Raw genomic sequence first — 23,073 nt, 5'->3', positions numbered from 1 at the left:
CAAATTAGCCCGCCGCTGTCTGACCCCCAAACCGCTCTCACACAGGCCCCCCATGCAAGCCCATCTCTACGTTGTTCGCCACCCTTCCGCCGGCCTGCTGTTTGTGCAATTGCTCGGCGTGTTGCTGTACCCGTGGATGGAGGACACGCCCATGAGCCGTGCCCTGTTTGGCGCCTTTGGCTTGGTGGTGCTAGGCCTGGCCCTGCATGTGGTCAAACGCAGCTCGGCACAAACCTGGGTGGCGGTGGTGCTGGCGCTAATGGTGCTAAGCCTGTCTGTGCTCGACCAGCTGATGGCGGCTGCGAGCCTACAAGTGCTGATTTCGCTCGTGGAGGCGCTGTTTTACCTCTATGCCGCCGTCAGCCTGATCATCTATATGAACGCCGACCACCGCGCCACCACCGACGAGCTCTTCGCCGCCGGCGCCACCTTTACCTTGCTGGCCTGGGCCTTTGCTCACCTGTACACCTTCTGCCAACTGCTGCTGCCCGGCAGCTTTGGCGCGCTGATAGATCCGCAGGCCGCCCGTAGCTGGATGGAGTTGCTGTTTTTGAGCTTTACGACGCTGTCTGGCGTGGGCCTGGGCGACATCATTCCACTCACGCCCATGGCCCGAGCACTGGTGATGATCGAGGAGTTTGTCGGCGTGATGTACCTGGCGCTGGTGGTGTCACGGCTGATTGCCTTAACCGTGATCAAGCGCTGAAGGCTACTGCTCGTGGTGGAAAACAACCTCGCCGGAGTCGAGGTTTTTGATCTGCGAGTTGATCCGCACAAATGTCGCCTGCCCCTCGAACGCCTTGGCGTTGTTCCAACTCACCAGATAGCGCTGGCCGGCCTTGAACTCCACATTGTCGGCTTTGAACCCACAGCGCTCGCCGCCAGGGCCCATGGCATTTTTCGATAGCCAGCACCATTGCAGCGAATGCTTGCCCGCCGGCACCTGCAGCGCCTGAAAACCGCGCACCGGCGTTGCTGTGCTGGCACCGGCCAGAAGCCGGCCGTCCAGGTGGGTAACCAGCAATAGCCGGTGCACGGACAGGCCAGCCTCACGCTCGGCTGCGGTGCTGAAATAGATCAGCGACGCCTGAGTCGCGCTCTGCGCCAGGTCGGCCGGCCGCACAGCGGCGATATCAGTCTGGTAACCGTTGTAGTTAAAGGTGCCACAGGCACTAAGCAAGGCACTCAGGGTGAGCAACCCGAGGGCGCTAAGAAGACGGGGCATGGGCAAGGCCTTGGCGAGTTGGTAAGGGCCAGCATTATCGGTGAAGTTCAGCGGTTAAATACATCCGCACGCTTACCGGCTGAACGAGCGCCGGCTGGCTTAGTCACAATGCTCTCCCTGCTTGAGCTTTTGCGTAAGGAAATTGCATGTCTGTTGCTGAATCGTCCCTGGCCGTACCCACCCACGCCCAGCAGAAAAGCTCGACGCGCTGGGCGTTTTTTATTGCCGGGTTTGCCATGGCCGCCTGGGCGCCCCTGGTGCCCTTTGCCAAAGCACGCGCTGGGTTGTCAGAAGGCTCGCTCGGCTTGCTGCTGCTGTGCCTGGGCGTTGGCTCGCTGTTGACCATGCCGTTGGCCGGTGCCCTGGCCTCACGCTTTGGTTGCCGGCGGGTGATTGTTGCGGCTGCCGCCGTGGTCTGCCTGGCCCTGCCGCTGCTGGCGGTGTTTGCCTCGTGGCCGCTGCTGGCCATCACCCTGGCCTTGTTTGGCGCCGCGCTGGGTTGCATGGATTGCACCATCAACCTGCAGGCGGTGATGGTGGAAAAGAACAGCGACCGACCCTTGATGTCCGGTTTTCATGGCCTGTTCAGCGTGGGCTGCATTGCCGGCGCGGCCGGGGTCAGCCTGCTGCTGGCGTTGGGTAGCGGGCCCTTGCTGGCGACCGCGGCAGTGGTGGCCACGGTGATTGCCGTGCTGCTGTATTCGGCGCGCGACCTGTTGCCGTTTGGCAGCGCCAGCAACGGCCCGGCGTTTGCCATTCCCCATGGTGTGGTGCTGTTGATTGGCGCGGTGTGCTTCATCTTGTTTTTGGCCGAGGGCGCCATGTTGGATTGGAGCGCGGTGTTTTTGGTGGAGGCCAAACAACTGGCCTCGGCCCACTCCGGTATCGGTTACGTGGCGTTCTCGTGCGCCATGACAGCGGGCCGTTTAACCGGTGACCGCGTGGTGCATCGCGTGGGGCGTCAACGGGTGGTGCTGATGGGCTCGCTGATGGCGGCGCTGGGCTTGGTGGTGGTGACCTTGAGCCCCAACTGGGAACTGGCACTGCTGGGCTTTGTGCTAGTGGGCGCGGGGTGTTCGAACGTGGTGCCGGTGATGTTCAGCCTGATTGGCAAGCAAACGGTGATGCCTGAGAACGTGGCGATTCCGGCGGTATCGACCCTGGGCTACGGCGGCATTTTGCTGGGGCCGGCGTTTATCGGTTTTATTGCCCATGGCAGCAGTTTGGCGGTTGCGTTATTGGTGTTGGCAGCACTGTTGGTGGGTGCTGGACTGTTGAGTCGGGTGTTGCGGTTGGGGAATTGAGACGCTTGGTCTCCCAGGGCACCGCGCGCAGTTGGCCGCTGCTCCACAATCAGCCTTTTGCACATTGGCGGAACACACTTGGGCGCCGGTGATCCAAACTGCAGTGCGGATGGATTAACCTGCCCCGCTTATGTGGTTAAGGAGAACGTTATGCCTTGGTATGCCTGGTTGATTCTGATTCTGGCAATTGGCTCGATTGTGGGTGGTTTGATGATGCTGCGCGATACGGCGACCAAGCTGCCGTTGACGGATGAGCAGCTGAGGAAGGTGCATGAGCGCAATGCAGAGGCGGATGCGAAGGATGCGCAGGATCGATGAGGGTTAATTCGCCGCTTTTGAAACGGTCCAGCGGACTTTTGGCGAGCGACTTTCTTCTTTACCGCGTGTGCTGGGAGTTTTGTTTCGCGCCTTACGCGCGAGTTTCTTTTTCCAGTCGATGAAAAAGAAACCAAAAAATCTTGCCCCTACCTGGGCCCTACGCTGCGCTTCGGGTTCCCTCGCTGCGTCGTCGCTCCAGGGGCCGGGCTGAAGGGCCATCCATGGCCCTCATCCCTCTTCGCGGCTCCCGGCCGCTACGACCCCCTACGCAACGACTCCGCTCGGCCTGGCGCTAAAGGGGCGGGTAGATCACAAACGTTAGATCAAAATCAAAAGCCCCTCCCCCCCCGGCCCCTCTCGCCTGCCCGGCCGGCCTAGCGGGCGAGGGGTGACGCTTGGTCTCGATCTCGTAGGAGCCAGCTTGCTGGCGAACCCTGCAACGCAGGTCGCGAATCACCTTTTCCAGGGTCCGCGAGGGAACGCCCCTCTCCTGCTACGCCGGCGGGCAGTGCGGCCGGCTAGGCCAGGGGCTTTTGATCGTTGATTACACCAACCGCAACACCACCGCCCCGGCAACAATCACACACGCACCTGCAATCCGCGTCGGGCTCAGGCGCTCGTTGAGAAATAGCGAAGCGATCAACATGCCGAACAGAATCGCGGTTTCGCGCAGTGCCGCCACCACCGCAACCGGCGCCTGACTCATTGCCCATAACACCAGGCAGTAGGACGCCACCGTTCCGAACGCGCTCAATACGCCCATGCGCCAATAGCTGCGGGCGTAGGCCACAAACGCTTCACGCCGCGCAGCAAGCGCCCATGCCAGCAGTGCCACACCTGTGAGCAAGAACAGCCACAACGTATAGCCCGCGGCCGCACCCGCGTGGCGCACGCCTATACCATCCACCAGTGTGTAGGCGGCAATCACCACGGCATTGAGCAGCGCCATCAGCAGGCCCAGCCGCACGTTGGCCGAATGTTTGCCCACGGGCCGCGCCAGGGCCATGGTGAGAATGCCCAGGCAGATCAGCACAATTCCCAGCAGCGCGCCGAGGCCCAGCGGGTCGTTCAGCCAGATGAGACTGGCCAGGGCCACCAGCAAGGGCGCGGTGCCGCGCATGATCGGGTAGGTCTGGCTCATGTCGGCCAGGTCGTACGCGCGCGCGACCAGGCCGAAATACGCCACGTGCAGCAGTACCGAGGTGGCCAGAAATGGCCAGCTGGCCGGCGCCGGTTGCGGCAGCCAGGGCAGCAGGATGCTGCCCATCAGCGCTGCGCAACTGGTGAGCAGCACCGTGCTCAATAATTTGTTGGGCCCGCCTTTGACGATGGCGTTCCAGCTGGCGTGCAGCAGGGCTGCGAGGAGTACGACGAGGTAGACCGACACACGCGCTCCGTAGGCAGCAGTGGGCAAGGGGCGCAGTGTATAGGGCAACAATCAACCGACGGAATATGCGGCGGCAGGCGGGCTTAGCAATGGCGGCTCAGCAGTTGCGGTTGCAGCAGGCGCATGTCCGATTCGATCTCGTCGATGATCCGCGCAATGTCATCGCGGTGCAGGCTGGTGCTGCAGGCTATGCCGGCAATCGACAGCAGCGTGGCGCCGGTGCCTGGCTGAAGGATGCGCACGAGCATGGAGTGTGGGCTGTCCATACTTGCATCCACACCCAGCGGGGCGAAGTGTTCCTGCAGCAGTACACAGGCGGCGGGAAAGGAGCGTCTCACGGTCAAACCTCGTGGGTGGTTTACCAGAAGGTAATTTCAAGCCTAGGCCAGCAGGTGCTGCTTCGCCGCGCAGTTGGTCAGGTTGGCCACTATGGCTGGCCATCACTCACCGATAGCCTCGTTCAATAATCGCGATAGAGAGATTCCCTGAACCTCCGCAGCCAAGCGCCCTCGATAAACCATAGGGCCCGCCGTGGAGGCTCAGGGTCAGCGCGCTAGAACGTATTCGAACAAAGCAGCTCGCTGACCTGCTCACCTGCTTTTTTCCTTCTTGAAAAGTAGTAAACCTGACCAGGAGATCGATTCAGATGGCTACGCCGAAAAAACCCGCACCTGCCAAGACCAAAGACTCAACAGGAACCCCGCCACCGGCCACCGCCGGTCTGCCGTACAGCGCCACGCCCGACCAGAAAGCCCAGGCTGAAGCCGCGCACAGCGCCGTCAGTGGCTGCCCGTTCAATGCCAACAAGGCCAAGGAATATGGGGCGGCATCGGCCGTGCCCAGCCCAGGCGAAACCGTCGATGCACCACCAATTGCCGGCGCCAGCACGCTGAGCGAAACCAACGTCAGCGACAAAATCGGCACCGCCCAACCGGGGTTCAACGCCAACAGCGGTGAACTGCCCCGCGTGCAGGCCGACAGCGCCGGCCAAGGCCTGACCACCAACCAGGGCGTGCCCGTCGCCGATAACCAGAACTCGCTGAAAGCCGGCCTGCGTGGCCCAGCGCTGCTCAAAGATTTTATCCTGCGTGAGAAAATCACCCACTTCGACCACGAGCGCATTCCAGAGCGCATCGTGCATGCCCGTGGTTCGGCGGCCCATGGGTTCTTCGAGGCCTATGAAGACCTGAGCGACCTGACCCGCGCCGCGCCATTTGCCGCCAAGGGCAAACAGACGCCGGTGTTTGTGCGCTTCTCCACCGTGGCCGGCGAGCGCGGTTCAAAAGACACGGCGCGTGATGCACGCGGCTTTGCGGTGAAGTTCTATACCGACCAAGGCAACTGGGATCTGGTGGGCAACAATATTCCGGTGTTTTTCATTCAGGACGCGATGAAGTTTCCCGACCTGATTCACGCGGTAAAACCCGAACCGCACAACGGCATGCCACAGGCGGCGTCCGCCCATGACACGTTCTGGGACTTTATTTCCCTGTCACCTGAATCGGCGCACATGATCATGTGGGCCATGTCCGACCGCGGCATTCCGCGCAGCTACCGGATGATGCAAGGCTTTGGCGTGCACGCCTTTCGCTTCGTCAATGCCCGCGGCGAGTCGAGCTTTGTGAAGTTTCACTGGAACCCCAAGCTCGGTACCCACTCGCAGGTGTGGGATGAAGCGGTAAAAGTTTCCGGCGCCGACCCGGACTACCACCGCCGCGACTTGTGGGAAGCCATCGAGGCTGGCGCCTATCCTGAATGGGAATTGGGTGTGCAGGTGGTCAGCGAAGAGGAAGCAGAAAAATTCAGCTTCGACATTCTCGACCCTACCAAACTGATTCCCGAGGAGTTGGTGCCGGTGCGCCCAATCGGCCGCATGGTGCTGAACCGCAACCCGGAAAACTTCTTTGCCGAAACCGAGCAGGTGGCGTTCTGCGCCGCCCATGTGATTCCGGGTATCGACTTCACCAACGACCCCTTGCTGGCTGGGCGCATTCACTCCTATGTGGACACCCAGATCAGCCGTCTGGGTGGCGCGAACTTCCATGAAATTCCGATCAACGCCCCGCTCGCCCCGGTGCACAACAACCAGCGCGACGGCATGCACCGGCAAACCATCAACCGCGGCCGGGTTTCCTATGAACCCAATTCCCTGGCCGGTGGCTGCCCATTCCAGACCGGCGAGATTGGCTTTGTGCCATTCCCCGAACCGCTGGAGGTGGGCGACGAAGTGCGCGGCAAGCCGGAAAAATTCGCCGAGCACTACAACCAGGCCACGCTGTTTTTCAACAGCCAGGCGCCGTTCGAGCAGCAACACATCATCGATGCGCTGCGCTTTGAGCTAAGCAAGGTGCAGGTGCCGGCCGTACGTACCCGTGTGCTGGCGCTGCTGCGCAATATCTCCGAGGAGCTGGCCCAGGAAGTGGCCAACGGTCTGGGTGCGCCACTGCCACCGCCACTGCCAAAAGCGGCACCGGAGCCAATCAAGGCCGAAGTGGAGTTGTCACCTGCACTGTCGCTGCTGGCCCGCCCGGGCGATGGCAGTATCACTACGCGGATGGTGGCAATCATCGTGGGCACCGGCATCGACGGCGCTGGTGTGAAAGCCACTGCCGACACCCTGACAGCTGAAGGGGCTGTGGTGCGCGTGGTGGGTCACCGTGTGGGGCCATTCGTGGCGGCTGACGGCGTAGAGGTGACGGCGGATGCGTCGTTGAATAACCAGCCTTCGCCGACCTTCGACGCCGTGGTGGTGCCTGATGGGCAGACGGCTATCGACGCGCTGAAGGTCGACGGCCGTGCGCTGGAGTTTTTGCGCGATGCCTTCCGCCATGGCAAGGCCATTCTGGCGGTAGGTGCCGGGCAAGAGCTGCTGGCAGCTGCGGACATTCCGTTGGGCGATAACCCACCGGGCGTGTTTGTCGGCGACAAGGCCAACAAAGCGCTGCTGGGTGACTTTATCCAGGGCATTGCCAAGCACCGGTTCCCGGAGCGCGAGACCCATCCGCCAGTGGTTTAAAGCGGCCTGATAAAAGACGCCCGGCTTGTGCCGGGCGTTTTTTTGTCTCGACTTCCTCGCTGCCTCAACCCTCTCCCCCAAGGGGGCGAGAGGACTGGATCGGTGTGGAATGCAAGACCATGGTCTTGGCATACCTCCCCTCTCCCGCTTGCGGGAGAGGGGCTGGGGGTGAGGGTAGGTTTTTAAGCGGTAGTCCCACGCCAGCCAAAAGATCCCACGGTGCGCGAAGCACACCCCACGGAAACGGGCCTACGTAAGCTCGATAAGCGCCTGCACCAACTCATTCTGGTTGAACGGCTTGCCTATATGCGGCAGCGCCAGCTCGGTTTCATCGAGCTTGTCGGCATACCCGCTAGCCAACAGCACGGGCAAGGTGGGCCAGCGTTGTTTGATCTGCTGCGCCAGTTCCAGCCCGGTCATCAGCGGCATGGCCAAGTCGGTCACTACCACATCGATGCGCCGGCTGCTGGCCAACAGCTCCAGCGCTTGCTCCCCGGAAGCCGCCTGCACGGCGGTATAACCGAGGTCGTCCAGCATCGCCGCGGTGCTGAGCAGCACCAGCGGGTCGTCGTCGACTACCAGCACGGTAAGCGCCTGCACCACGGTGGAAGCGGCAAACACGGGGGCGTCTTCTGCTGCCAAGGGCTCCAGCGGTTCACCGGCCACAGGCAGCCACATTTCGGCGGTGGTGCCCTGCCCTTTGGCGCTGCTGAGCATCAACCGGCCGCCCGATTGCTGAGCAAAACCATGGACCATCGACAAGCCCAGCCCGGTGCCTTTACCCACGCCCTTGGTGGTAAAGAACGGTTCACGGGCCCGGTTCAAGGTTTCCGCATCCATGCCCTCGCCGCTGTCGGTCACCGACAGGCAGATATAACGACCGGCAACCAGGTCACCGTCATCCACCGCCAGGGTTTCCTCCCGGGCGGCAATCACAATCTGGCCGCCAGTTGCCATGGCGTCACGGGCATTGACCGCCAGGTTGAGCAGGGCCATTTCCAGTTGGTTGCTGTCGGCCAGCAACGGGCTCAGGCGCAGGGGAAAGCGCACTTCGATGCGGGTTTGCGGACCCAGGGCGCGTTGCAGCATATCGGACATACCGCGCACCAGCGCCGGGGCGTCCAGCGCTTCGACCACCAGCTTCTGACTGCGGGCAAACGCCAGCATGCGTTGGGTGAGCGTGGCGCCGCGTTGGGCGCCTTGAATGGCGTTGTCCAGCAGGTTGAGAATTTTCGGGTCATCCGGCACGCGACGGCGTACCACTTCCAGGCTGCCGAGCACCACCATCAAGAGGTTGTTGAAGTCGTGGGCGATGCCGCCGGTAAGGCGGCCGAGAGATTCCATCTTCTGCGACTGAAACAACGATTCACGGGCCTTTTCCAGCGCTTTTTGGGCTTCCAGGCTATCGGTGATATCGCGGGTGATCTTGGCAAAGCCGATCAAGTCGCCCAAGTCATTGCGGATGGGCTCTACCACCACGCTGGCCCAGAACTGCGTGCCGTTTTTGCGAATACGCAAGCCCTGGCTCTCGAACCGGCCCTCGTTGATGGCCCGGTCCAGGCCGCGCTGCGGTTCGCCATTGGCCTGGTCATCGGTGCTGAAAAACACCGAGTAATGCTGGCCGATTATTTCCTGCGGGGTATAGCCCTTGATGCGCTGGGCCCCGGTGTTCCAGTTGGTGATCACGCCCGTGGGGTCGAGCATATAGAGTGCGTAGTCGGTAACGCCGTCAACCAGCAGACGAAACTGCTGCTCGCTTTGCTTCAGGGTTTCTTCAGCCTGCTTGCGCTCGGTGAGGTCACGGGTGACTTTGGCGTAGCCAATCAGCGCGCCGCCGGCATCGCGAATGGGGTCGATGACCACGTGGCACCAGAAGCGCTCGCCATTTTTGCGCAGGCGCCAGCCCTCGCCTTCAAAACGGCCTTCGACTTCAGCGGCGTGCAAGGCGCGCTGCGGCATGCCGTTGGCGCGGTCTTCTTCGGTGTAGAAACGGGAAAAGTGCTGCCCCAGAATTTCGGCTTCTTCATAGCCCTTGAAGCGCTTGGCGCCAGCGTTCCAGCTGCTGACCAGGCCCCGGGCGTCGAGCATATATATGGCGTAGTCGGTAACCGCATCGAGCAACATCCGAAAACGGTCGTCGCTCATCAATGGGTCGGACTTGCGCTTTAGCTGGGGCATGCAGGCTCCGGGGAGCTGAAAAAATTTATATGGCGGTTGGCAGATCATAACGGCCCTGTCGACGACGGGTCTATTGGCCGCACGCCACGCGGCCCGCAGATATCCAGGGGCCTCTTGTGCTGTAGAGCATGCCGGGCTGCATTCGTTCTGTGTATTTGAGCAGGGAAAATGCCGTCGTCTCGCTTGCCATCAGTGTTTCGCCCCACCGTGATGCACCACCCTGTTACTTAACGCCCCGACAGGCAGCACCACCGTGGTGCATTTGCATTTTTTCGTTACTTGACAGTGTTTTACCGGCCTAGCAAATAGCCAGAAGCGCCGGGATTCTGATCCAATATGTCGTCATTTTTACAATGGTTCGAAAATTGCTGGCATACACTCGTTCGGGATTGTTTCCCGTCGAACTTCCGCGTTATCTCACGTGATCAAAACACTAAGGACACTCTCAATGAAGAAAGCATGGCTGACTCTTTCTGCCCTGGCCCTGTGCATTGGCGCCGGCTCGCTGCAAGCCAAAGAATTCAAAGAAATCCGCTTCGGGGTTGATCCTTCCTACGCTCCTTTCGAATCCAAAGCCGCCGACGGCAGCCTGGTTGGCTTCGACATCGACCTGGGCAACGCCATCTGCGCCGAGCTGAAGGTCAAGTGCAAATGGGTTGAAAGCGATTTCGACGGCATGATTCCTGGCCTGAAAGCGCGCAAATTCGACGGCGTGATCTCCTCCATGACCGTTACCCCGGCCCGCGAAAAAGTCATCGACTTCTCGGACGAGCTGTTCTCCGGCCCCACCTCGCTGGTGTTCAAGAAAGGCGCTGGTCTGACCGCTGATGTGGCCTCGCTCAAAGGCAAAACCGTTGGCTACGAGCAAGGCACCATTCAGGAAGCCTACGCCAAGGCCGTACTGGACAAAGCCGGGGTAAAAACCCAGGCCTACCAGAACCAGGACCAGGTTTACGCCGACCTCACCAGCGGCCGTCTGGATGCGTCCATCCAGGACATGCTGCAAGCTGAACTGGGCTTCCTGAAATCGCCACAAGGCGCTGGCTACGAAGTGAGCGAGGCTATCGACAGCGAACTGCTGCCGTCCAAAACCGCTATCGGCATCTCCAAAGGCAATGACGAACTCAAAGCCCTGCTGAACAAAGGCATCAAGGCCCTTCATGACGACGGCAAATACGCCGAAATCCAGAAGAAGCACTTTGGTGATCTGAATCTGTACCTGGGCAACAAGTAAGTTCTGCCGAGCGAGGCGGCGCTAACCCCGCCTCGCTCTATCGCCCACCTCTTGAGGTGGGCGTTTTATTGGAAGCACGATTGATGTTTGAAACTCTGCTGAATTTTCTCGGGCTGTCCGCCTTCAGCTTGAAGGGCTTTGGCCCTCTGCTGCTGCTCGGTACCTGGATGACCATCAAATTATCGGTGCTGTCGCTATTGGTGGCCGTGGTTCTCGGCCTGCTGGGCGCCAGCGCCAAACTGTCGAGTGTGCGCGCCTTGCGCATTCCGGCGCAGCTGTACACCACCCTGATTCGCGGCGTGCCCGATCTGGTGTTGATGCTGCTGATTTTCTACAGCCTGCAAACCTGGCTGTCGTCGTTCACCGACGCCATGGAGTGGGATTACATCGAGATCGATCCCTTTGCCGCCGGGGTCATCACCCTGGGCTTTATTTATGGCGCGTATTTCACCGAGACCTTTCGCGGCGCGATTCTCGCGGTACCGCGCGGCCAGGTGGAAGCGGCCACGGCCTATGGCCTCAAACGTGGCCAGCGTTTTCGCTATGTGGTGTTCCCACAAATGATGCGTTTCGCCCTGCCGGGCATCGGCAATAACTGGATGGTGATGCTTAAGGCTACGGCCCTGGTGTCGATCATCGGCCTGGCCGACGTGGTGAAAGCCGCGCAAGACGCTGGCAAGAGCACCTACCAGCTGTTTTATTTCCTGGTGTTGGCGGCGCTGATTTACCTGGCCATTACCAGCGCCTCGAATTTTGTACTGCGACGCCTCGAACGGCGCTATGCGGCCGGCGCGCGGGAGGCGGTGCGATGATCGAGTTGCTGCAGGAATACTGGAAACCTTTTCTCTACACCGACGGCGTCAATATCACCGGCCTGGCCATGACCATGTGGCTCTTGAGCGCGTCGATCTTCTTCGGCTTTCTGATCTCCATTCCGCTGTCCATCGCCCGCGTGTCGCCGGCGCGCTGGGTGCGTTGGCCGGTCCAGTTCTACACGTACCTGTTCCGCGGCACGCCGCTGTATATCCAGTTGCTGATTTGCTACACCGGCATCTACAGCATCGCGGCGGTGCGTGAAGTGCCGATGCTAGATTCCTTTTTCCGCGATGCAATGAACTGCACCATTCTGGCGTTCTCGCTGAATACCTGCGCCTACACCACCGAGATTTTTGCCGGCGCCATTCGCAGCATGAACCATGGTGAAGTCGAAGCGGCCAAGGCCTACGGCCTCAATGGCTGGAAGCTGTATGCCTACGTGATCATGCCTTCGGCGCTGCGCCGGTCGATTCCGTACTACAGCAACGAAGTGATTTTGATGCTGCACTCCACCACCGTGGCCTTTACCGCCACCGTGCCGGATATCTTGAAAGTGGCGCGCGATGCCAACTCGGCAACCTTCCTCACGTTCCAATCGTTCGGCATTGCGGCCGTCATCTACCTGGCCATTACCTTTACCCTGGTGGGCCTGTTCCGCCTGGCGGAAAAACGCTGGTTGGCCTTCCTCGGCCCCGCGCACTAAGGCAGTTATCTATGCGTCATCGTCAACACGACTTGCTCGCCCCGGTGCCAGGCACCGCGCGGCAGATTCACAGTTTTCACTTCGGCCCCACTTCTGCAAATGAAGGGCGGGGATCTAAAACGGCCTATATCCAGGCCTCGCTGCATGCCGATGAATTGCCGGGCATGCTGGTGGCCTGGCATCTGAAACAGCGCCTGGCAGAGCTGGAAAGCGCCGGCCAGTTGCTCGGTGAAATCACCCTGGTGCCGATGGCCAACCCGATTGGCCAGGCGCAAGTGGTGATGGATATGCCGCTGGGCCGCTATGAACTGGAAACCCGCGAGAACTTCAACCGCGCCTTTATCAACGTCAGCCAGCGCGTGGGCGACGAGGTTGAGGCGCTGCTGAACGACGATGCCGCGCACAACCTGCAGCTCATCCGCGCCAGCCTGCAGCAGGCGCTGCTCGCTCACACGCCGACCACCCAGTTGCAGTCCCAGCGCGTGACCTTGCAGCGCCTGGCCTGCCAGGCCGACGTGGTGCTGGATTTGCACTGCGACTTCGAAGCCGCCGCCCACCTGTACACCACGCCCGAAGCCTGGCCGCAGGTCGAGGCGTTGTCGCGCTATATCGGCGCCGACGCCAGCCTGCTGGCCAGCGACTCGGGCGGGCAGTCTTTCGATGAATGCTTCAGCCTGTTCTGGCTGCAACTGCAGCAACGCTTTGGCGAGCGTTTTCCGATTCCCCAGGGCGCCTTTGCGGTAACCATCGAGCACCGCGGCGTGTTGGACGTCAGCCATGCGCAAGCGGCCGCCGATTGCCAGGCGATCATTAACTACCTGACCCATCTGGGTGTTATTGCAGGCCAGGCCCCTGCCCTGCCGCCCTTGCGCCAACCCGCTACGCCGCTGGCCGGTGTAGAGCCGGTAACCACCCCAGTCGGCGGCCTGCTGGTGTTTGCCGCCACGCCGGGCCAGATGATTGCCGTGGGTGACCTGATTGCCGAAGTGATCGACCCGATTGCCGGAAGCGTCACCCCGATCCATTCCAGCACAGCGGGCCTTATGTATGCCCGCTCGATGCGCCGTATGGCCACCGCCGGCATGGCGATTGCCCATGTCGCCGGCAGCGAAGCCTACCGCAGCGGCTACCTACTTTCGCCTTGAGGACCACGCGCCCATGACCAAACTGACCATCGATGGCCTGCACAAGAGCTACGGCGACAACGAAGTGCTCAAAGGCGTATCGCTAAAGGCCGAAACCGGTGACGTGATCTGCCTGATCGGCGCCAGCGGCTCGGGTAAAAGCACCTTTTTGCGCTGCATCAACTTTCTCGAGCAGCCCAACGACGGCGCCATGAGCCTGGATGGCCAGCAAATCCGCATGGTCAGCGACCGGGGCGGCATGCGCGTGGCCGACGAAGACGAGCTGCAACGCATCCGTTGCCGCCTAGCCATGGTGTTCCAGCACTTCAACCTGTGGAGCCATATGACGGTGTTGGAAAACATCACCATGGCCCCGCGCCGCGTGCTGGGCGTAAGCAAGGACGAAGCCGAGGCCCGCGCCCGCCGCTACCTGGAAAAGGTCGGCTTGCCCGAGCGTGTGGCGAATCAGTACCCGGCGTTTCTTTCCGGCGGGCAGCAGCAACGCGTCGCCATTGCCCGGGCGCTGGCGATGGAGCCGGAAATCATGCTGTTCGACGAACCCACCTCGGCACTCGACCCGGAGTTGGTGGGCGAAGTGCTGAAAGTGATTCAAGCCCTGGCCGAAGAAGGCCGCACCATGATTCTGGTGACCCATGAGATGGGCTTTGCCCGTCAGGTGGCGAGCCAAGTGGTGTTTTTGCACCAAGGCAAAATCGAAGAACAAGGCGCGCCGAAGGATGTGCTGGATAACCCCAAGAGCGAGCGGTTGCGGCAGTTTTTGAGTGGGAATTTGAAGTAACGCCCCGTCGTCCCAGCCAAGGCTGAGACCCAGAATTTTTCGACTAACGTATTCCCCTGGGCGACTCTGGATCCCAGCCTGCGCTGGGATGACGGTATAAGCGTGGAATAAAGTTGAAGTAACTCCCCGTCGTCCCAGCGAAGGCTGGGACCCAGAATGTCTTGGCTAACGTATTTCCCTGGGCGACTCTGAATCCCAGCCAGCGCCGGAATGACGGTATAAGCGCGGAGTAATGTTGAAGTAACTCCCCGTCCTCCCAGCGAAGGCTGGGACCCAGAGTGTTTCGGCTAACGTATTTCCCTAGGCGATTCTGGATCCCAGCCAGCGCTGGAATGACGGTATAAGCGTGGAGTAATGTTGAAGTAACTTCCCGTCGTCCCAGCGAAGGCTGGGACCCAGAATGTTTTGGCTAACGTATTCCCCTAGGCGATTCTGGATCCCAGCCTGCGCTGGGATGACGGTATAAGCGTGGAGTAATGTTGCAGTCCACCCGTCGTCCCAGCGAAGGCTGGGACCCAGAATGTTTCGACTAACGTATTCCCCTGACCGATTCTAGGTCCCAGCCTGCGCTGGAATGACGGTATACGCGCCGTGTAATGCGGCCAATCCATAAAAAAACCGGGCACTGGGCCCGGTTTTTTATGGCTCTTAAATCATCACGCCTTGGGCAAGGTCACGCCCAGTTGCCCCTGGTACTTGCCGCCACGGTCTTTGTACGACACCTCACAGGCCTCATCCGACTGCAGAAACAGCATCTGCGCCACGCCTTCGTTGGCGTAGATTTTCGCCGGCAAGGTGGTGGTGTTGGAGAACTCCAGGGTCACGTGGCCTTCCCATTCCGGTTCCAGCGGGGTGACGTTGACGATGATGCCGCAGCGCGCATAGGTGCTTTTGCCCAGGCAAATGGTCAGTACGTCACGCGGAATACGGAAGAACTCCACGGTGCGCGCCAGGGCGAAGGAGTTCGGCGGAATGATGCACACATCGCTTTTGACGTCGACAAAGCTCTTCTCATCGAAGTTCTTCGGGTCGACGGTGGCCGAGTTGATGTTGGTGAACACCTTGAATTCATCGGCGCAGCGTACGTCGTAGCCGTAGCTGGACACCCCGTAAGAGATCAGCGCATTGGCGCCCTCGGCCCGCACCTGACGCTCCACGAAGGGCTCGATCATGCCGTGCTCTTGGGCCATGCGGCGAATCCACTTATCCGATTTGATGCTCATGGCAAGGTGTCCTGAATAGCGAGGTGAAAAAGTGTGGGCATCTTACCGGGAGCCACGGCCGGGTTCAAAGGGCGGGTTGTGGCAGGCATCGGAACGGCGGATACCCGCTGCGCGCGTATTCGCCCTACGCCGTAGCAAAACCGTAGGGCGAATACGCCAAAGGCGTATCCGCCAAAGGCGTATCCGCCAAAGGCGTATCCGCCGCTGCCTCAGAACTGCGGCGTGTATTTGACGGTGAACATCACGTTGCGGGGGTCGCCGTAATAGTTGCCGCCGCTGGCACTGTTGTAAGACGGAATGTAGTACTTCTTGTCGAACACGTTGTTGAGGTTCATCGCCAAGCCGATCTCGTCGGTAGCCTGATAGGCAACGCGCGAATTCCAGATCGCCAATCCCGGCAGTTCGTATGAACCATCCTGGCTCGGCGTATGGCTGCTGGCGTTTACCCCGGCACCGACACTAACCCGATCGAAATCGCCCGGAAGCTTGTAGTTAGCCCACAGACGCAACATGTGTTTTGGCGTCCAGGTGCTGAAAATGCTGCCCTCGTTTTCTGGATCTTCCAGGTACTTGGTGGTGTTGTAGGTATACCCGGCCGACAGCTGCAGATCGGTTACCACTTCGCCGCTGATCTCGGCCTCAAACCCTTGGCTGCGAACCTCGCCTGAAGCCCGAGAGCAATACCAGCCATCGCACTCAAAACCCCCGGCAGTATCTTGAGTGGCCCGGTTTTTATGGTCGTAGCGAAATAGCGCAAACGACACGTTGACGCGTCCGTCGAGCAGCTCACCTTTCAGACCGGTCTCGTAATTGGTGCCTTCGATGGGTTTGATAATGCCCTGGCTGACACTGCGCTCGGTCTGCGGAATAAACACATCGGCATAGCTGACATAGGCGGACCAGTCCGGGGTCAATTCGTAGACCAAGCCGGCGTACGGTGTAACCCGGCCGGTCTCCTTGGTCGACGAGGCCGGATCCAGCGAGGTGTATTCGTAGTCGTACCAACTGGTACGCCCGCCGAGGATCAGGGTCAGTGGGTCGAGCAGTTTCACACGCCACGTGCCGTAGATGCCTTTCTGCCGCACATCGTATTCGCTGGGGTTGAGCGAGCCTCCCGGCGACGCTGCAATGCTGTCCATGTCCCAGTCCGGCCGATGGTGATCAATGTCGAAGATATTGCCCGGATCGACGCGCCGCGCTGCATAGGCCCCACGGCTGGTGTACTTGGAGTAGTTGGCGCCGAGTACCACGGCGTGCTCAAAACCCAGGCCCTCGAACTTGCCGTCTACGTACATATCCAGACCGCGGTTCTTGCTCTGGTAGTCGGTGGCGTAATCGAAGTAACGCGGGCCGCTGCCGTCAGGTTGGGCGCCAATCACCATGTACTGGTAGGTCGCCTCGTTGCTCTCGAACATCCCGAAAGCGGCGGTTTTGAGCTTCCAGTCATCGTTGAAGCGGTGTTCAAGGTCGAAGTACACGGAGGTCTGGTCATTGAGGCCACGGTTCCAGGTAGAACCGGTGTAGGTAGAGCGCGGCAAGTCGATGTCGCCGCCATCGGCGTAGCGTACCAGCCCGAGGAAGAACGGCCGGTAATGCCCTTCATGGTGGTTGAACCCCACCCCGAGCGTAGTGCTGTCGCTCAGGTCGAAATCCAGTGCGCCATACACGGTCTGGTCCCAGTTCCATTTGTAGTCGACAAAGGAATCGCCCTGCTGATAGTCAACCACGGTACGCCCGCGAACGGTGCCTTCGTCGTTCAATGGGCCGCCGGCGTCCAGTTGCAGACCGTAGCGGTCCCACGAACCGGCCTTGCCAGTGAGGGTTACGGTGGGCTTGTCCTGGCCGCGCTTGCGCACCAGATTCACGGCGCCGCCGGGGCTGTTGGCGCCTTGCAGCAAACCTGCCGCACCACGCAGAAACTCCACGCGGTCGTAGATCACCATCGATTCGGTCAGGTAACTGCCCAGCGAATACACGTTACGCGGCGTGGGCACGCCGTCGTATTGCAGCGCTTCAATATCAAAGCCACGGGAGAACATGAACATACCCGGCCCCGGCGACTTGGTGGAGGTCATGCCGGTGGTGTTGATGAGCGCCTCGGTGAGGGTGGTGATGTTCTGGTCGTCCATGCGCTGACGGGTGAGCACGGTCACCGACTGCGGAATGTCTTTGAGTTTCTGCGCGCCTTTGCCGATGGTCACCGCGCCGGTGGTGTAAGAGCCGGTGCCTTCGGTGGTGGTGCCCAGGGTTTGGCCGCTGATTTCTGCTGCACCCAATGCCAGCGAGTCTGCCGGCATGCTTACCAGACTGAAGCGACTGGAGCCTTCCTGACGTACCTGCAGCCGACTCCCCGACAGCAGCGTGGCAAAGCCTTCGTCGAGCGAGTATTCGCCTTGCAATCCAGGGGAGTTCAGCCCGGCGGTCTGCGACGAAGCAAACGACAGCATCACGCCGCTGGCCGCCGCATATTGGCTGAGCACGGTGCCGAGCGGGCCGGGAGCGATATTGTAGCTAGTACGGGCGGCGTCAGTTTGCGCCCAGGCGGGTTGGGCGGCGCTTAGCAAAAGCGGGCCGCCGAGGGCCATGCCGAACAGGGCCTGGCGCACGCCTTTGGCCAATAAATTGCGCGGAGCTGTCATCAATCTCGATCCTTGTGCCGTTAGCAGATATAGGGGCGGTTAACCCGCTCTACTGCTTGAGCCGGACGAGAGTTTAAATCGGCAACCCAAATACGAAATATTTTCATCAAGACGCTTACATCACGCCTCGACCCGCACCCAATAGCGGGAAAAGGTGCGCAGCTTCACCGGCAGCGAGGCCGTCAGGTTGGCCAATACGGCATCGGTGTCATCCAGCGTAAAGGCGCCGGATACGCGCAACTCGGCCACCTGCGGGGCGCAGCTCAGATGGCCACTGCGATAGCGCGAAAGCTCGGCGATGAAGTCGCCCAGGCGCCAATCGATGGCGACCAGCATGCCGCGCGACCAGGCACTGACGTTGAGGTCGGCCGCCCGCACCGGGCGCAACTGGCGAGCGTTAAATTGCAGTTGCTCGCCAGCACTGACGCGCTGCGCGATATCGGGCGCCAGGCGGCTGCGCACTTCTACCGCATGCTCTAGCACCGTGACGGTGGTGCTTTTCTCGCCGAGGCGCACGTTGAAGTCGGTTCCCAATGCACGCACGCGGCCGTGTACGGTTGCCACCACCAAGGGACGCGGCACCGGCACGAGATTGTCGGGCGCGGTAAGCAGGCGGACTTCACCGTGGCGCAGGGTAATCAGCCGTTCGCTGCTGCTGTAGTGCACATCCACCTGGGTGTCGGTGTTGAGGTCCAGGCGCCCGCCGTCGGGCAGCAGCACCTGGCGGCGCTGGCCGGTGGCAGACAGGTAGTCGGCCCCCAGCGGCGAAAACTCGTAGCCGAGGCCGGCAAAACCCAGGGCGGCAAACACCAGCAACGACTTCATGGCCAAGCGGCGCTCTACGCCAGCCTGGGTCAGCACGGGCAAGGCCAGGTCCATCGGCACGCCGTGCAATTGGCGTTGCAGCTTTTCCACCCGGGCCCAGGCGCGGGCGTGGTCCGGCGACTCTGCCACCCAGCGCTGCCACGCCTGGCGCTGGTTGTCGTCAGCGTCGCCGTCGTTGAGTTGCACGTACCAGTGCACGGCCATTTCCAGGCAGTTTTTCGGCATAGGCCGTGCGGCAGGGCTGGCCATCAGTCTTCCACCAACAGCAGGCATTGCAGCAGGGCTTTGCTCAGGTGGTTTTTTACCGTGGTGACCGACACGCCGAGGCGCTGACCAATCTCCACGTAGCTGAGTTCCTCAAGCTGGGCCAGCAGGAAAATGTGCCGCGTGCGCGGGCCGAAGCCATCGAGCATGGCGTCGATGGCTATCAGCGTTTCCAGAATCAGGTGGCGGGTTTCCAGGTTTTCTTCATACGCCTCTGGCCGCGCAGCGAGGGCCTCAAGGTAGGCGTTTTCCACAGCTCGGCGACGAAACAGGTCGATCAGCAGGCCACGGGCGATGGTGGTGAGGTAATGCCGGGGTTCACGGATGCTCGGCGCCGTGCGGGCGGTAAGCAGGCGCACAAAGGTGTCTTGCGCAAGGTCGGCGGCATCGGCACCGTTGCCGATGCGGCTGCGCAGCCATTTCTGCAGCCAGCCGTGGTGTTCGCCGTAGAGGCTTTCCACGCTGTGCTGGGGGAAGAAGTTGTCGGTAGACATGCCGCCGGAAGACACCGCAGTAAATGATAACTCGTCTCATTTTCAACGATTCTTCCGACGCTTGGCAATGACTGATCGCCGTCTGCCTTTCCCGGCCAGCATCCGGCTGGCAAAGGCAGTCAGGTTCAGTCGTCGGAAATCACAATATTGGGCATGGCCGGCGCGTTCTGCCCGCTCTGCGCGATGCGCGCGCCAACGGCACGGGCGACTTCCTGGTAAAGCATGGCGATCTGGCTTTCCGGGTCGGCGATGGCCGTGGGCTTGCCGCCGTCCGATTGCATACGGATGGCCATCGACAGCGGCATGGAGGCCAGCAGGTCGACGTCGTATTGCGCGGCCAGTTTCTCGCCGCCGCCTTCGCCAAACAGGTGCTCGGCGTGGCCGCAGTTGGAGCAGATATGCACGGCCATGTTTTCCACCACGCCGAGCACTGGAATGTTTACCTTGCGGAACATTTCCACGCCTTTGCGGGCGTCCAGCAGGGCCAGGTCTTGCGGGGTGGTGACGATGACAGCACCGGCCACCGGCACTTTCTGCGCCAGGGTCAGCTGGATATCACCGGTGCCCGGCGGCATATCCACCACCAGGTAATCCAGATCGCCCCAGGCGGTTTGCGTCACCAGCTGCAGCAAGGCGCCGGACACCATCGGGCCGCGCCAGACCATGGGCGTGTTGTCGTCGGTCAGAAACGCCATGGACATCACTTCCACGCCATGGGCCTTGATCGGCACAAACCACTTCTGCTCTTTCACCTGCGGGCGGGTGCCCTCGGCAATGCCGAACATGATGCCTTGGCTGGGGCCGTAGATATCGGCATCCAGAATGCCGACCTTGGCGCCTTCACGGGCCAGCGCCAACGCCAGGTTGGCGGCGGTGGTGGACTTGCCCACGCCGCCTTTGCCCGAGGCCACGGCAATCACGTTTTTCACGTTGGCCAGGCCCGGCACCTGCGCCTGAGCCTTGTGCGCGGCAATCACGGTATCGATGTGCACGCTGGCGCTGTCGATGCCATCGACATTCTCCAGGGCCATCTGCAGCATCTGCGCCCAGCCGTTCTTGAACAGGTCGGCGGCATAACCCAGCTCCAGGCGCACACGCACCTTGTTGCCGTCGATGCTGACATCGCGCAGGCAACCGGCGGTGACCGGGTCTTGGTTGAGGTTGGGATCGGTGAACTGACGCAGGGTCGCTTCGACCACCTGGCGGGTAACGGCGCTCATGGGGCAACTCCGAAAGACTGAGCAAAACAGGCGGGCATCTTACTCCAGCGCCAACCGATTTGTGGCGTTGGGCTTCGCCTTTGGCTCAACCCAACCTACGTCAGAACGGTAGGTTGGGTTGAGCACCGCGAAGCCCAACGGGCCGCCACGGGTGAAAAAAATCGCCCAGGCCTTTATAGTTGCCGACTTCCCTCGTAATGCCAGTGCAGCCGATTACCATGTCCGAGCCCCGCAAAATCCTCGTCACCAGCGCCCTGCCCTATGCCAACGGTTCGATTCACCTTGGCCATATGCTCGAGTACATCCAGACCGATATCTGGGTGCGCTTTCAGAAGCACCGCGGCAATCAATGCATTTATGTCTGCGCAGACGACGCCCACGGTTCGGCCATCATGTTGCGCGCCGAGAAAGAAGGCATCACTGCCCAGCAGTTGATCGACAACGTCAAAGCCGAGCACAGCGCCGACTTCGCCGCCTTTCTGGTCAACTTCGACAACTTCCATTCCACCCACTCGGAAGAAAACCGCGAGCTGTCGACCTCGATCTACCTGGCCCTGCGCGACAAAGGCCATATCGCCACGCGTTCGGTGACCCAGTACTTCGACCCGGAAAAAGGCATGTTCCTGGCCGACCGTTTTATCAAAGGCACCTGCCCGAAATGCGGCACCGAAGACCAGTACGGCGATAACTGCGAAAAATGCGGCGCCACCTATGCGCCGACCGAGCTGAAAAACCCGCGCTCGGCCATTTCCGGCGCCGTGCCGGTGCTCAAAGACTCCAAGCACTTTTTCTTCAAGCTGCCCGACTTCCAGGCCATGCTGCAAACCTGGACGCGCAGCGGCACCCTGCAAGACGCCGTGGCCAACAAGATTGCCGAGTGGCTGGATTCCGGCCTGCAGGAGTGGGACATCTCCCGCGATGCGCCTTACTTCGGCTTTGAAATTCCCGATGAGCCAGGCAAGTACTTCTACGTGTGGCTGGATGCGCCAATCGGCTACATGGCCAGCTTCAAGAACCTGTGCAACCGCACGCCGGAACTGGATTTCGATTCGTTCTGGAACAAGAACTCGACTGCCGAGCTGTACCACTTTATCGGCAAGGACATTGTCAACTTCCACGCCCTGTTCTGGCCGGCCATGCTCGAAGGCGCGGGCTACCGCAAGCCAACCGGCATCAACGTGCACGGCTACCTGACTGTCAACGGCCAGAAAATGTCGAAGTCGCGCGGCACCTTTATCAAGGCGCGCACCTACCTCGATCACCTGTCGCCGGAATACCTGCGCTACTACTACGCGGCCAAGCTCAGCCGTGGCGTGGATGACCTGGACCTGAACCTCGAAGACTTCGTGCAGAAGGTCAATTCCGACCTGGTGGGCAAAGTGGTGAACATCGCCAGCCGTTGCGCCGGCTTTATTCACAAAGGCAACGCGGGCGTGCTGGTCGCCGAAAACGCCGCACCGGAGCTGACCGAGGCCTTCCTCGCCGCCACCCCGAGCATTGCCGATGCATACGAAGCCCGCGACTTTGCCCGTGCCATGCGCGAAATCATGGCACTGGCCGACCGCGCCAACGCCTACATCGCCGACAAAGCGCCGTGGGCCCTGGCCAAACAGGAAGGCAAGCAGGACGAAGTACAGGCCGTGTGCGCTCTGGGTATCAACCTGTTCCGCCAGTTGGTGATTCTGCTCAAGCCGGTATTGCCGACCCTGGCGGCGGACGCCGAAGCGTTCCTCAACGTGGCACCGCTGAGCTGGGACGACCACAAGACCCTGCTGGCCAACCATCAGTTGAACGCCTTCCAGCCGCTGATTACCCGTATTGACCCCAAAGCCGTAGAAGCCATGACCGAAGCCTCCAAGGAAGACCTGGCCAGCAGCGAAGCCACTGCCGCCCCAGCCGGCAACGGCGAACTGAGCAAAGACCCGCTGGCGGCGGAAATCGGCTTCGACGCCTTCGCCGCCGTCGACCTGCGTATTGCGCTGATCGAGAAATGCGAATTCGTCGAAGGTGCCGACAAGCTGCTGCGTCTGACCCTGGATATCGGCGATGCCAAGCGCAACGTGTTCTCCGGCATCAAGAGCGCCTACCCGGACCCAAGCAAGCTGGAAGGTCGCCTGACCCTCTACGTGGCCAACCTGGCGGCGCGCAAGATGAAGTTCGGTGTATCTGAAGGCATGGTGCTGGCGGCCGGCCCTGGCGGTGAAGAGATCTACCTGCTGAGCCCGGACAGCGGCGCGAAGCCAGGCCAGCGGGTCAAGTAAACCCGTACCAAGCGGGGCTGACTCTTCAGCCCCGTTTTTATTT

General features: G+C 61.0%; 19 protein-coding genes. 10 read left to right on the top strand and 9 right to left on the bottom strand.

Features of this window, described 5'->3' with window-relative positions; translation table 11 throughout:
• The first annotated feature begins 52 nt into the window (after window positions 1-52).
• Window positions 53-706: a potassium channel family protein gene (locus PKE98_RS06670; RefSeq protein WP_271194494.1), complete on the top strand. Its 654-nt coding sequence runs from the start codon at window positions 53-55 to the stop codon at window positions 704-706.
• Window positions 707-709: 3 nt separating this feature from the next.
• Here the strand turns inward: PKE98_RS06670 and PKE98_RS06665 are convergent, their stop codons facing one another.
• Entirely contained in the window at window positions 710-1,225 is a 516-nt protein-coding gene (locus PKE98_RS06665) for a hypothetical protein (RefSeq protein WP_271194493.1), read from the bottom strand.
• 146 nt (window positions 1,226-1,371) lie between these two features.
• On the opposite strand from PKE98_RS06665, the gene PKE98_RS06660 reads away from it, so the two are divergent.
• The gene (locus PKE98_RS06660) at window positions 1,372-2,529 is read left to right on the top strand and encodes an MFS transporter (protein ID WP_271194492.1); all 1,158 of its coding nucleotides are present in this window, start codon (window positions 1,372-1,374) and stop codon (window positions 2,527-2,529) included.
• Window positions 2,530-2,679: 150 nt separating this feature from the next.
• Complete coding sequence (locus PKE98_RS06655) at window positions 2,680-2,847, top strand: DUF2897 family protein (protein ID WP_271194491.1); 168 nt, start codon at window positions 2,680-2,682, stop codon at window positions 2,845-2,847.
• Window positions 2,848-3,391: 544 nt separating this feature from the next.
• On the opposite strand, the gene PKE98_RS06650 is transcribed toward PKE98_RS06655, so the two are convergent.
• Complete coding sequence (locus PKE98_RS06650) at window positions 3,392-4,234, bottom strand: EamA family transporter (protein WP_271194490.1); 843 nt, start codon at window positions 4,232-4,234, stop codon at window positions 3,392-3,394.
• 83 nt (window positions 4,235-4,317) lie between these two features.
• Window positions 4,318-4,572 (bottom strand): DUF1652 domain-containing protein, encoded by a 255-nt coding sequence (locus PKE98_RS06645; protein ID WP_271194489.1) that lies wholly within the window; start codon window positions 4,570-4,572, stop codon window positions 4,318-4,320.
• Between the two features lie 308 nt (window positions 4,573-4,880).
• On the opposite strand from PKE98_RS06645, the gene PKE98_RS06640 reads away from it, so the two are divergent.
• Window positions 4,881-7,250 carry a catalase gene (locus PKE98_RS06640; protein ID WP_271194488.1) on the top strand — a complete coding sequence of 790 codons (2,370 nt, stop codon included), beginning with the start codon at window positions 4,881-4,883 and terminating at the stop codon, window positions 7,248-7,250.
• Between the two features lie 249 nt (window positions 7,251-7,499).
• Here the strand turns inward: PKE98_RS06640 and PKE98_RS06635 are convergent, their stop codons facing one another.
• On the bottom strand, window positions 7,500-9,428 hold the full coding sequence (locus PKE98_RS06635) for a hybrid sensor histidine kinase/response regulator (protein WP_271194487.1): 1,929 nt from the start codon (window positions 9,426-9,428) through the stop codon (window positions 7,500-7,502).
• A gap of 448 nt (window positions 9,429-9,876) precedes the next feature.
• Here PKE98_RS06635 and PKE98_RS06630 point away from each other — a divergent pair, with 448 nt between their 5' ends.
• The 5 genes from PKE98_RS06630 (at window position 9,877) to PKE98_RS06610 (ending at window position 14,104) form a co-directional block, all read left to right on the top strand.
• A complete protein-coding gene (locus PKE98_RS06630; protein WP_271194486.1) occupies window positions 9,877-10,662 on the top strand; it encodes a transporter substrate-binding domain-containing protein in 786 nt (261 codons plus the stop codon).
• 83 nt (window positions 10,663-10,745) lie between these two features.
• Entirely contained in the window at window positions 10,746-11,474 is a 729-nt protein-coding gene (locus PKE98_RS06625; RefSeq protein WP_271194485.1) for an ABC transporter permease, read from the top strand.
• On the top strand, window positions 11,471-12,181 hold the full coding sequence (locus PKE98_RS06620) for an ABC transporter permease (RefSeq protein ID WP_271194484.1): 711 nt from the start codon (window positions 11,471-11,473) through the stop codon (window positions 12,179-12,181). The genes PKE98_RS06625 and PKE98_RS06620 overlap by 4 nt, the downstream gene beginning before the upstream one ends.
• 11 nt (window positions 12,182-12,192) lie before the next feature.
• Window positions 12,193-13,326, top strand: a complete 1,134-nt coding sequence (locus tag PKE98_RS06615) for a succinylglutamate desuccinylase/aspartoacylase family protein (RefSeq protein ID WP_271194483.1) — start codon at window positions 12,193-12,195, stop codon at window positions 13,324-13,326.
• 13 nt (window positions 13,327-13,339) lie between these two features.
• The gene (locus PKE98_RS06610; RefSeq protein WP_271194482.1) at window positions 13,340-14,104 is read left to right on the top strand and encodes an ABC transporter ATP-binding protein; all 765 of its coding nucleotides are present in this window, start codon (window positions 13,340-13,342) and stop codon (window positions 14,102-14,104) included.
• A gap of 656 nt (window positions 14,105-14,760) precedes the next feature.
• On the opposite strand, the gene dcd is transcribed toward PKE98_RS06610, so the two are convergent.
• The 5 genes from dcd to apbC form a co-directional block, all read right to left on the bottom strand.
• Window positions 14,761-15,327, bottom strand: a complete 567-nt coding sequence (dcd, locus tag PKE98_RS06605; protein WP_108097498.1) for a dCTP deaminase — start codon at window positions 15,325-15,327, stop codon at window positions 14,761-14,763.
• 209 nt (window positions 15,328-15,536) lie between these two features.
• On the bottom strand, window positions 15,537-17,966 hold the full coding sequence (locus PKE98_RS06600) for a TonB-dependent siderophore receptor (RefSeq protein ID WP_271194481.1): 2,430 nt from the start codon (window positions 17,964-17,966) through the stop codon (window positions 15,537-15,539).
• A 120-nt stretch (window positions 17,967-18,086) separates the two neighbouring features.
• A complete protein-coding gene (locus PKE98_RS06595; protein ID WP_271194480.1) occupies window positions 18,087-19,040 on the bottom strand; it encodes a FecR domain-containing protein in 954 nt (317 codons plus the stop codon).
• Window positions 19,040-19,549, bottom strand: coding sequence for a sigma-70 family RNA polymerase sigma factor (locus tag PKE98_RS06590; protein WP_271194479.1), 510 nt, complete (start codon window positions 19,547-19,549; stop codon window positions 19,040-19,042). Before PKE98_RS06590 ends, PKE98_RS06595 begins: the two co-directional genes overlap by 1 nt.
• A 125-nt stretch (window positions 19,550-19,674) precedes the next feature.
• Window positions 19,675-20,769, bottom strand: a complete 1,095-nt coding sequence (gene apbC / locus PKE98_RS06585) for an iron-sulfur cluster carrier protein ApbC (protein WP_271194478.1) — start codon at window positions 20,767-20,769, stop codon at window positions 19,675-19,677.
• A 218-nt stretch (window positions 20,770-20,987) separates the two neighbouring features.
• Here apbC and metG point away from each other — a divergent pair, with 218 nt between their 5' ends.
• Entirely contained in the window at window positions 20,988-23,030 is a 2,043-nt protein-coding gene (gene metG / locus PKE98_RS06580; RefSeq protein ID WP_271194477.1) for a methionine--tRNA ligase, read from the top strand.
• Window positions 23,031-23,073 lie beyond the last annotated feature (43 nt).

The organism is Pseudomonas turukhanskensis, from assembly GCF_027922365.1.
In the GTDB taxonomy this organism is placed as follows: domain Bacteria; phylum Pseudomonadota; class Gammaproteobacteria; order Pseudomonadales; family Pseudomonadaceae; genus Aquipseudomonas; species Aquipseudomonas turukhanskensis.
This window is presented reverse-complemented; position numbering and strand designations above follow the sequence as displayed.

Bases quoted from the DNA above. Each gene is read 5' to 3' on its own strand.
- PKE98_RS06630 (WP_271194486.1), top strand. From the start codon at position 9,877: ATGAAGAAAGCATGGCTGACTCTTTCTGCCCTGGCCCTGTGCATTGGC.
- metG (WP_271194477.1), top strand. From the start codon at position 20,988: ATGTCCGAGCCCCGCAAAATCCTCGTCACCAGCGCCCTGCCCTATGCC.
- PKE98_RS06615 (WP_271194483.1), top strand. From the start codon at position 12,193: ATGCGTCATCGTCAACACGACTTGCTCGCCCCGGTGCCAGGCACCGCG.
- PKE98_RS06600 (WP_271194481.1), bottom strand. From the start codon at position 17,966: ATGACAGCTCCGCGCAATTTATTGGCCAAAGGCGTGCGCCAGGCCCTG.
- PKE98_RS06660 (WP_271194492.1), top strand. From the start codon at position 1,372: ATGTCTGTTGCTGAATCGTCCCTGGCCGTACCCACCCACGCCCAGCAG.
- apbC (WP_271194478.1), bottom strand. From the start codon at position 20,769: ATGAGCGCCGTTACCCGCCAGGTGGTCGAAGCGACCCTGCGTCAGTTC.
- PKE98_RS06590 (WP_271194479.1), bottom strand. From the start codon at position 19,549: ATGTCTACCGACAACTTCTTCCCCCAGCACAGCGTGGAAAGCCTCTAC.
- PKE98_RS06655 (WP_271194491.1), top strand. From the start codon at position 2,680: ATGCCTTGGTATGCCTGGTTGATTCTGATTCTGGCAATTGGCTCGATT.
- PKE98_RS06620 (WP_271194484.1), top strand. From the start codon at position 11,471: ATGATCGAGTTGCTGCAGGAATACTGGAAACCTTTTCTCTACACCGAC.
- PKE98_RS06610 (WP_271194482.1), top strand. From the start codon at position 13,340: ATGACCAAACTGACCATCGATGGCCTGCACAAGAGCTACGGCGACAAC.
- PKE98_RS06635 (WP_271194487.1), bottom strand. From the start codon at position 9,428: ATGCCCCAGCTAAAGCGCAAGTCCGACCCATTGATGAGCGACGACCGT.
- PKE98_RS06625 (WP_271194485.1), top strand. From the start codon at position 10,746: ATGTTTGAAACTCTGCTGAATTTTCTCGGGCTGTCCGCCTTCAGCTTG.
- PKE98_RS06670 (WP_271194494.1), top strand. From the start codon at position 53: ATGCAAGCCCATCTCTACGTTGTTCGCCACCCTTCCGCCGGCCTGCTG.
- PKE98_RS06640 (WP_271194488.1), top strand. From the start codon at position 4,881: ATGGCTACGCCGAAAAAACCCGCACCTGCCAAGACCAAAGACTCAACA.
- PKE98_RS06595 (WP_271194480.1), bottom strand. From the start codon at position 19,040: ATGGCCAGCCCTGCCGCACGGCCTATGCCGAAAAACTGCCTGGAAATG.
- PKE98_RS06665 (WP_271194493.1), bottom strand. From the start codon at position 1,225: ATGCCCCGTCTTCTTAGCGCCCTCGGGTTGCTCACCCTGAGTGCCTTG.
- dcd (WP_108097498.1), bottom strand. From the start codon at position 15,327: ATGAGCATCAAATCGGATAAGTGGATTCGCCGCATGGCCCAAGAGCAC.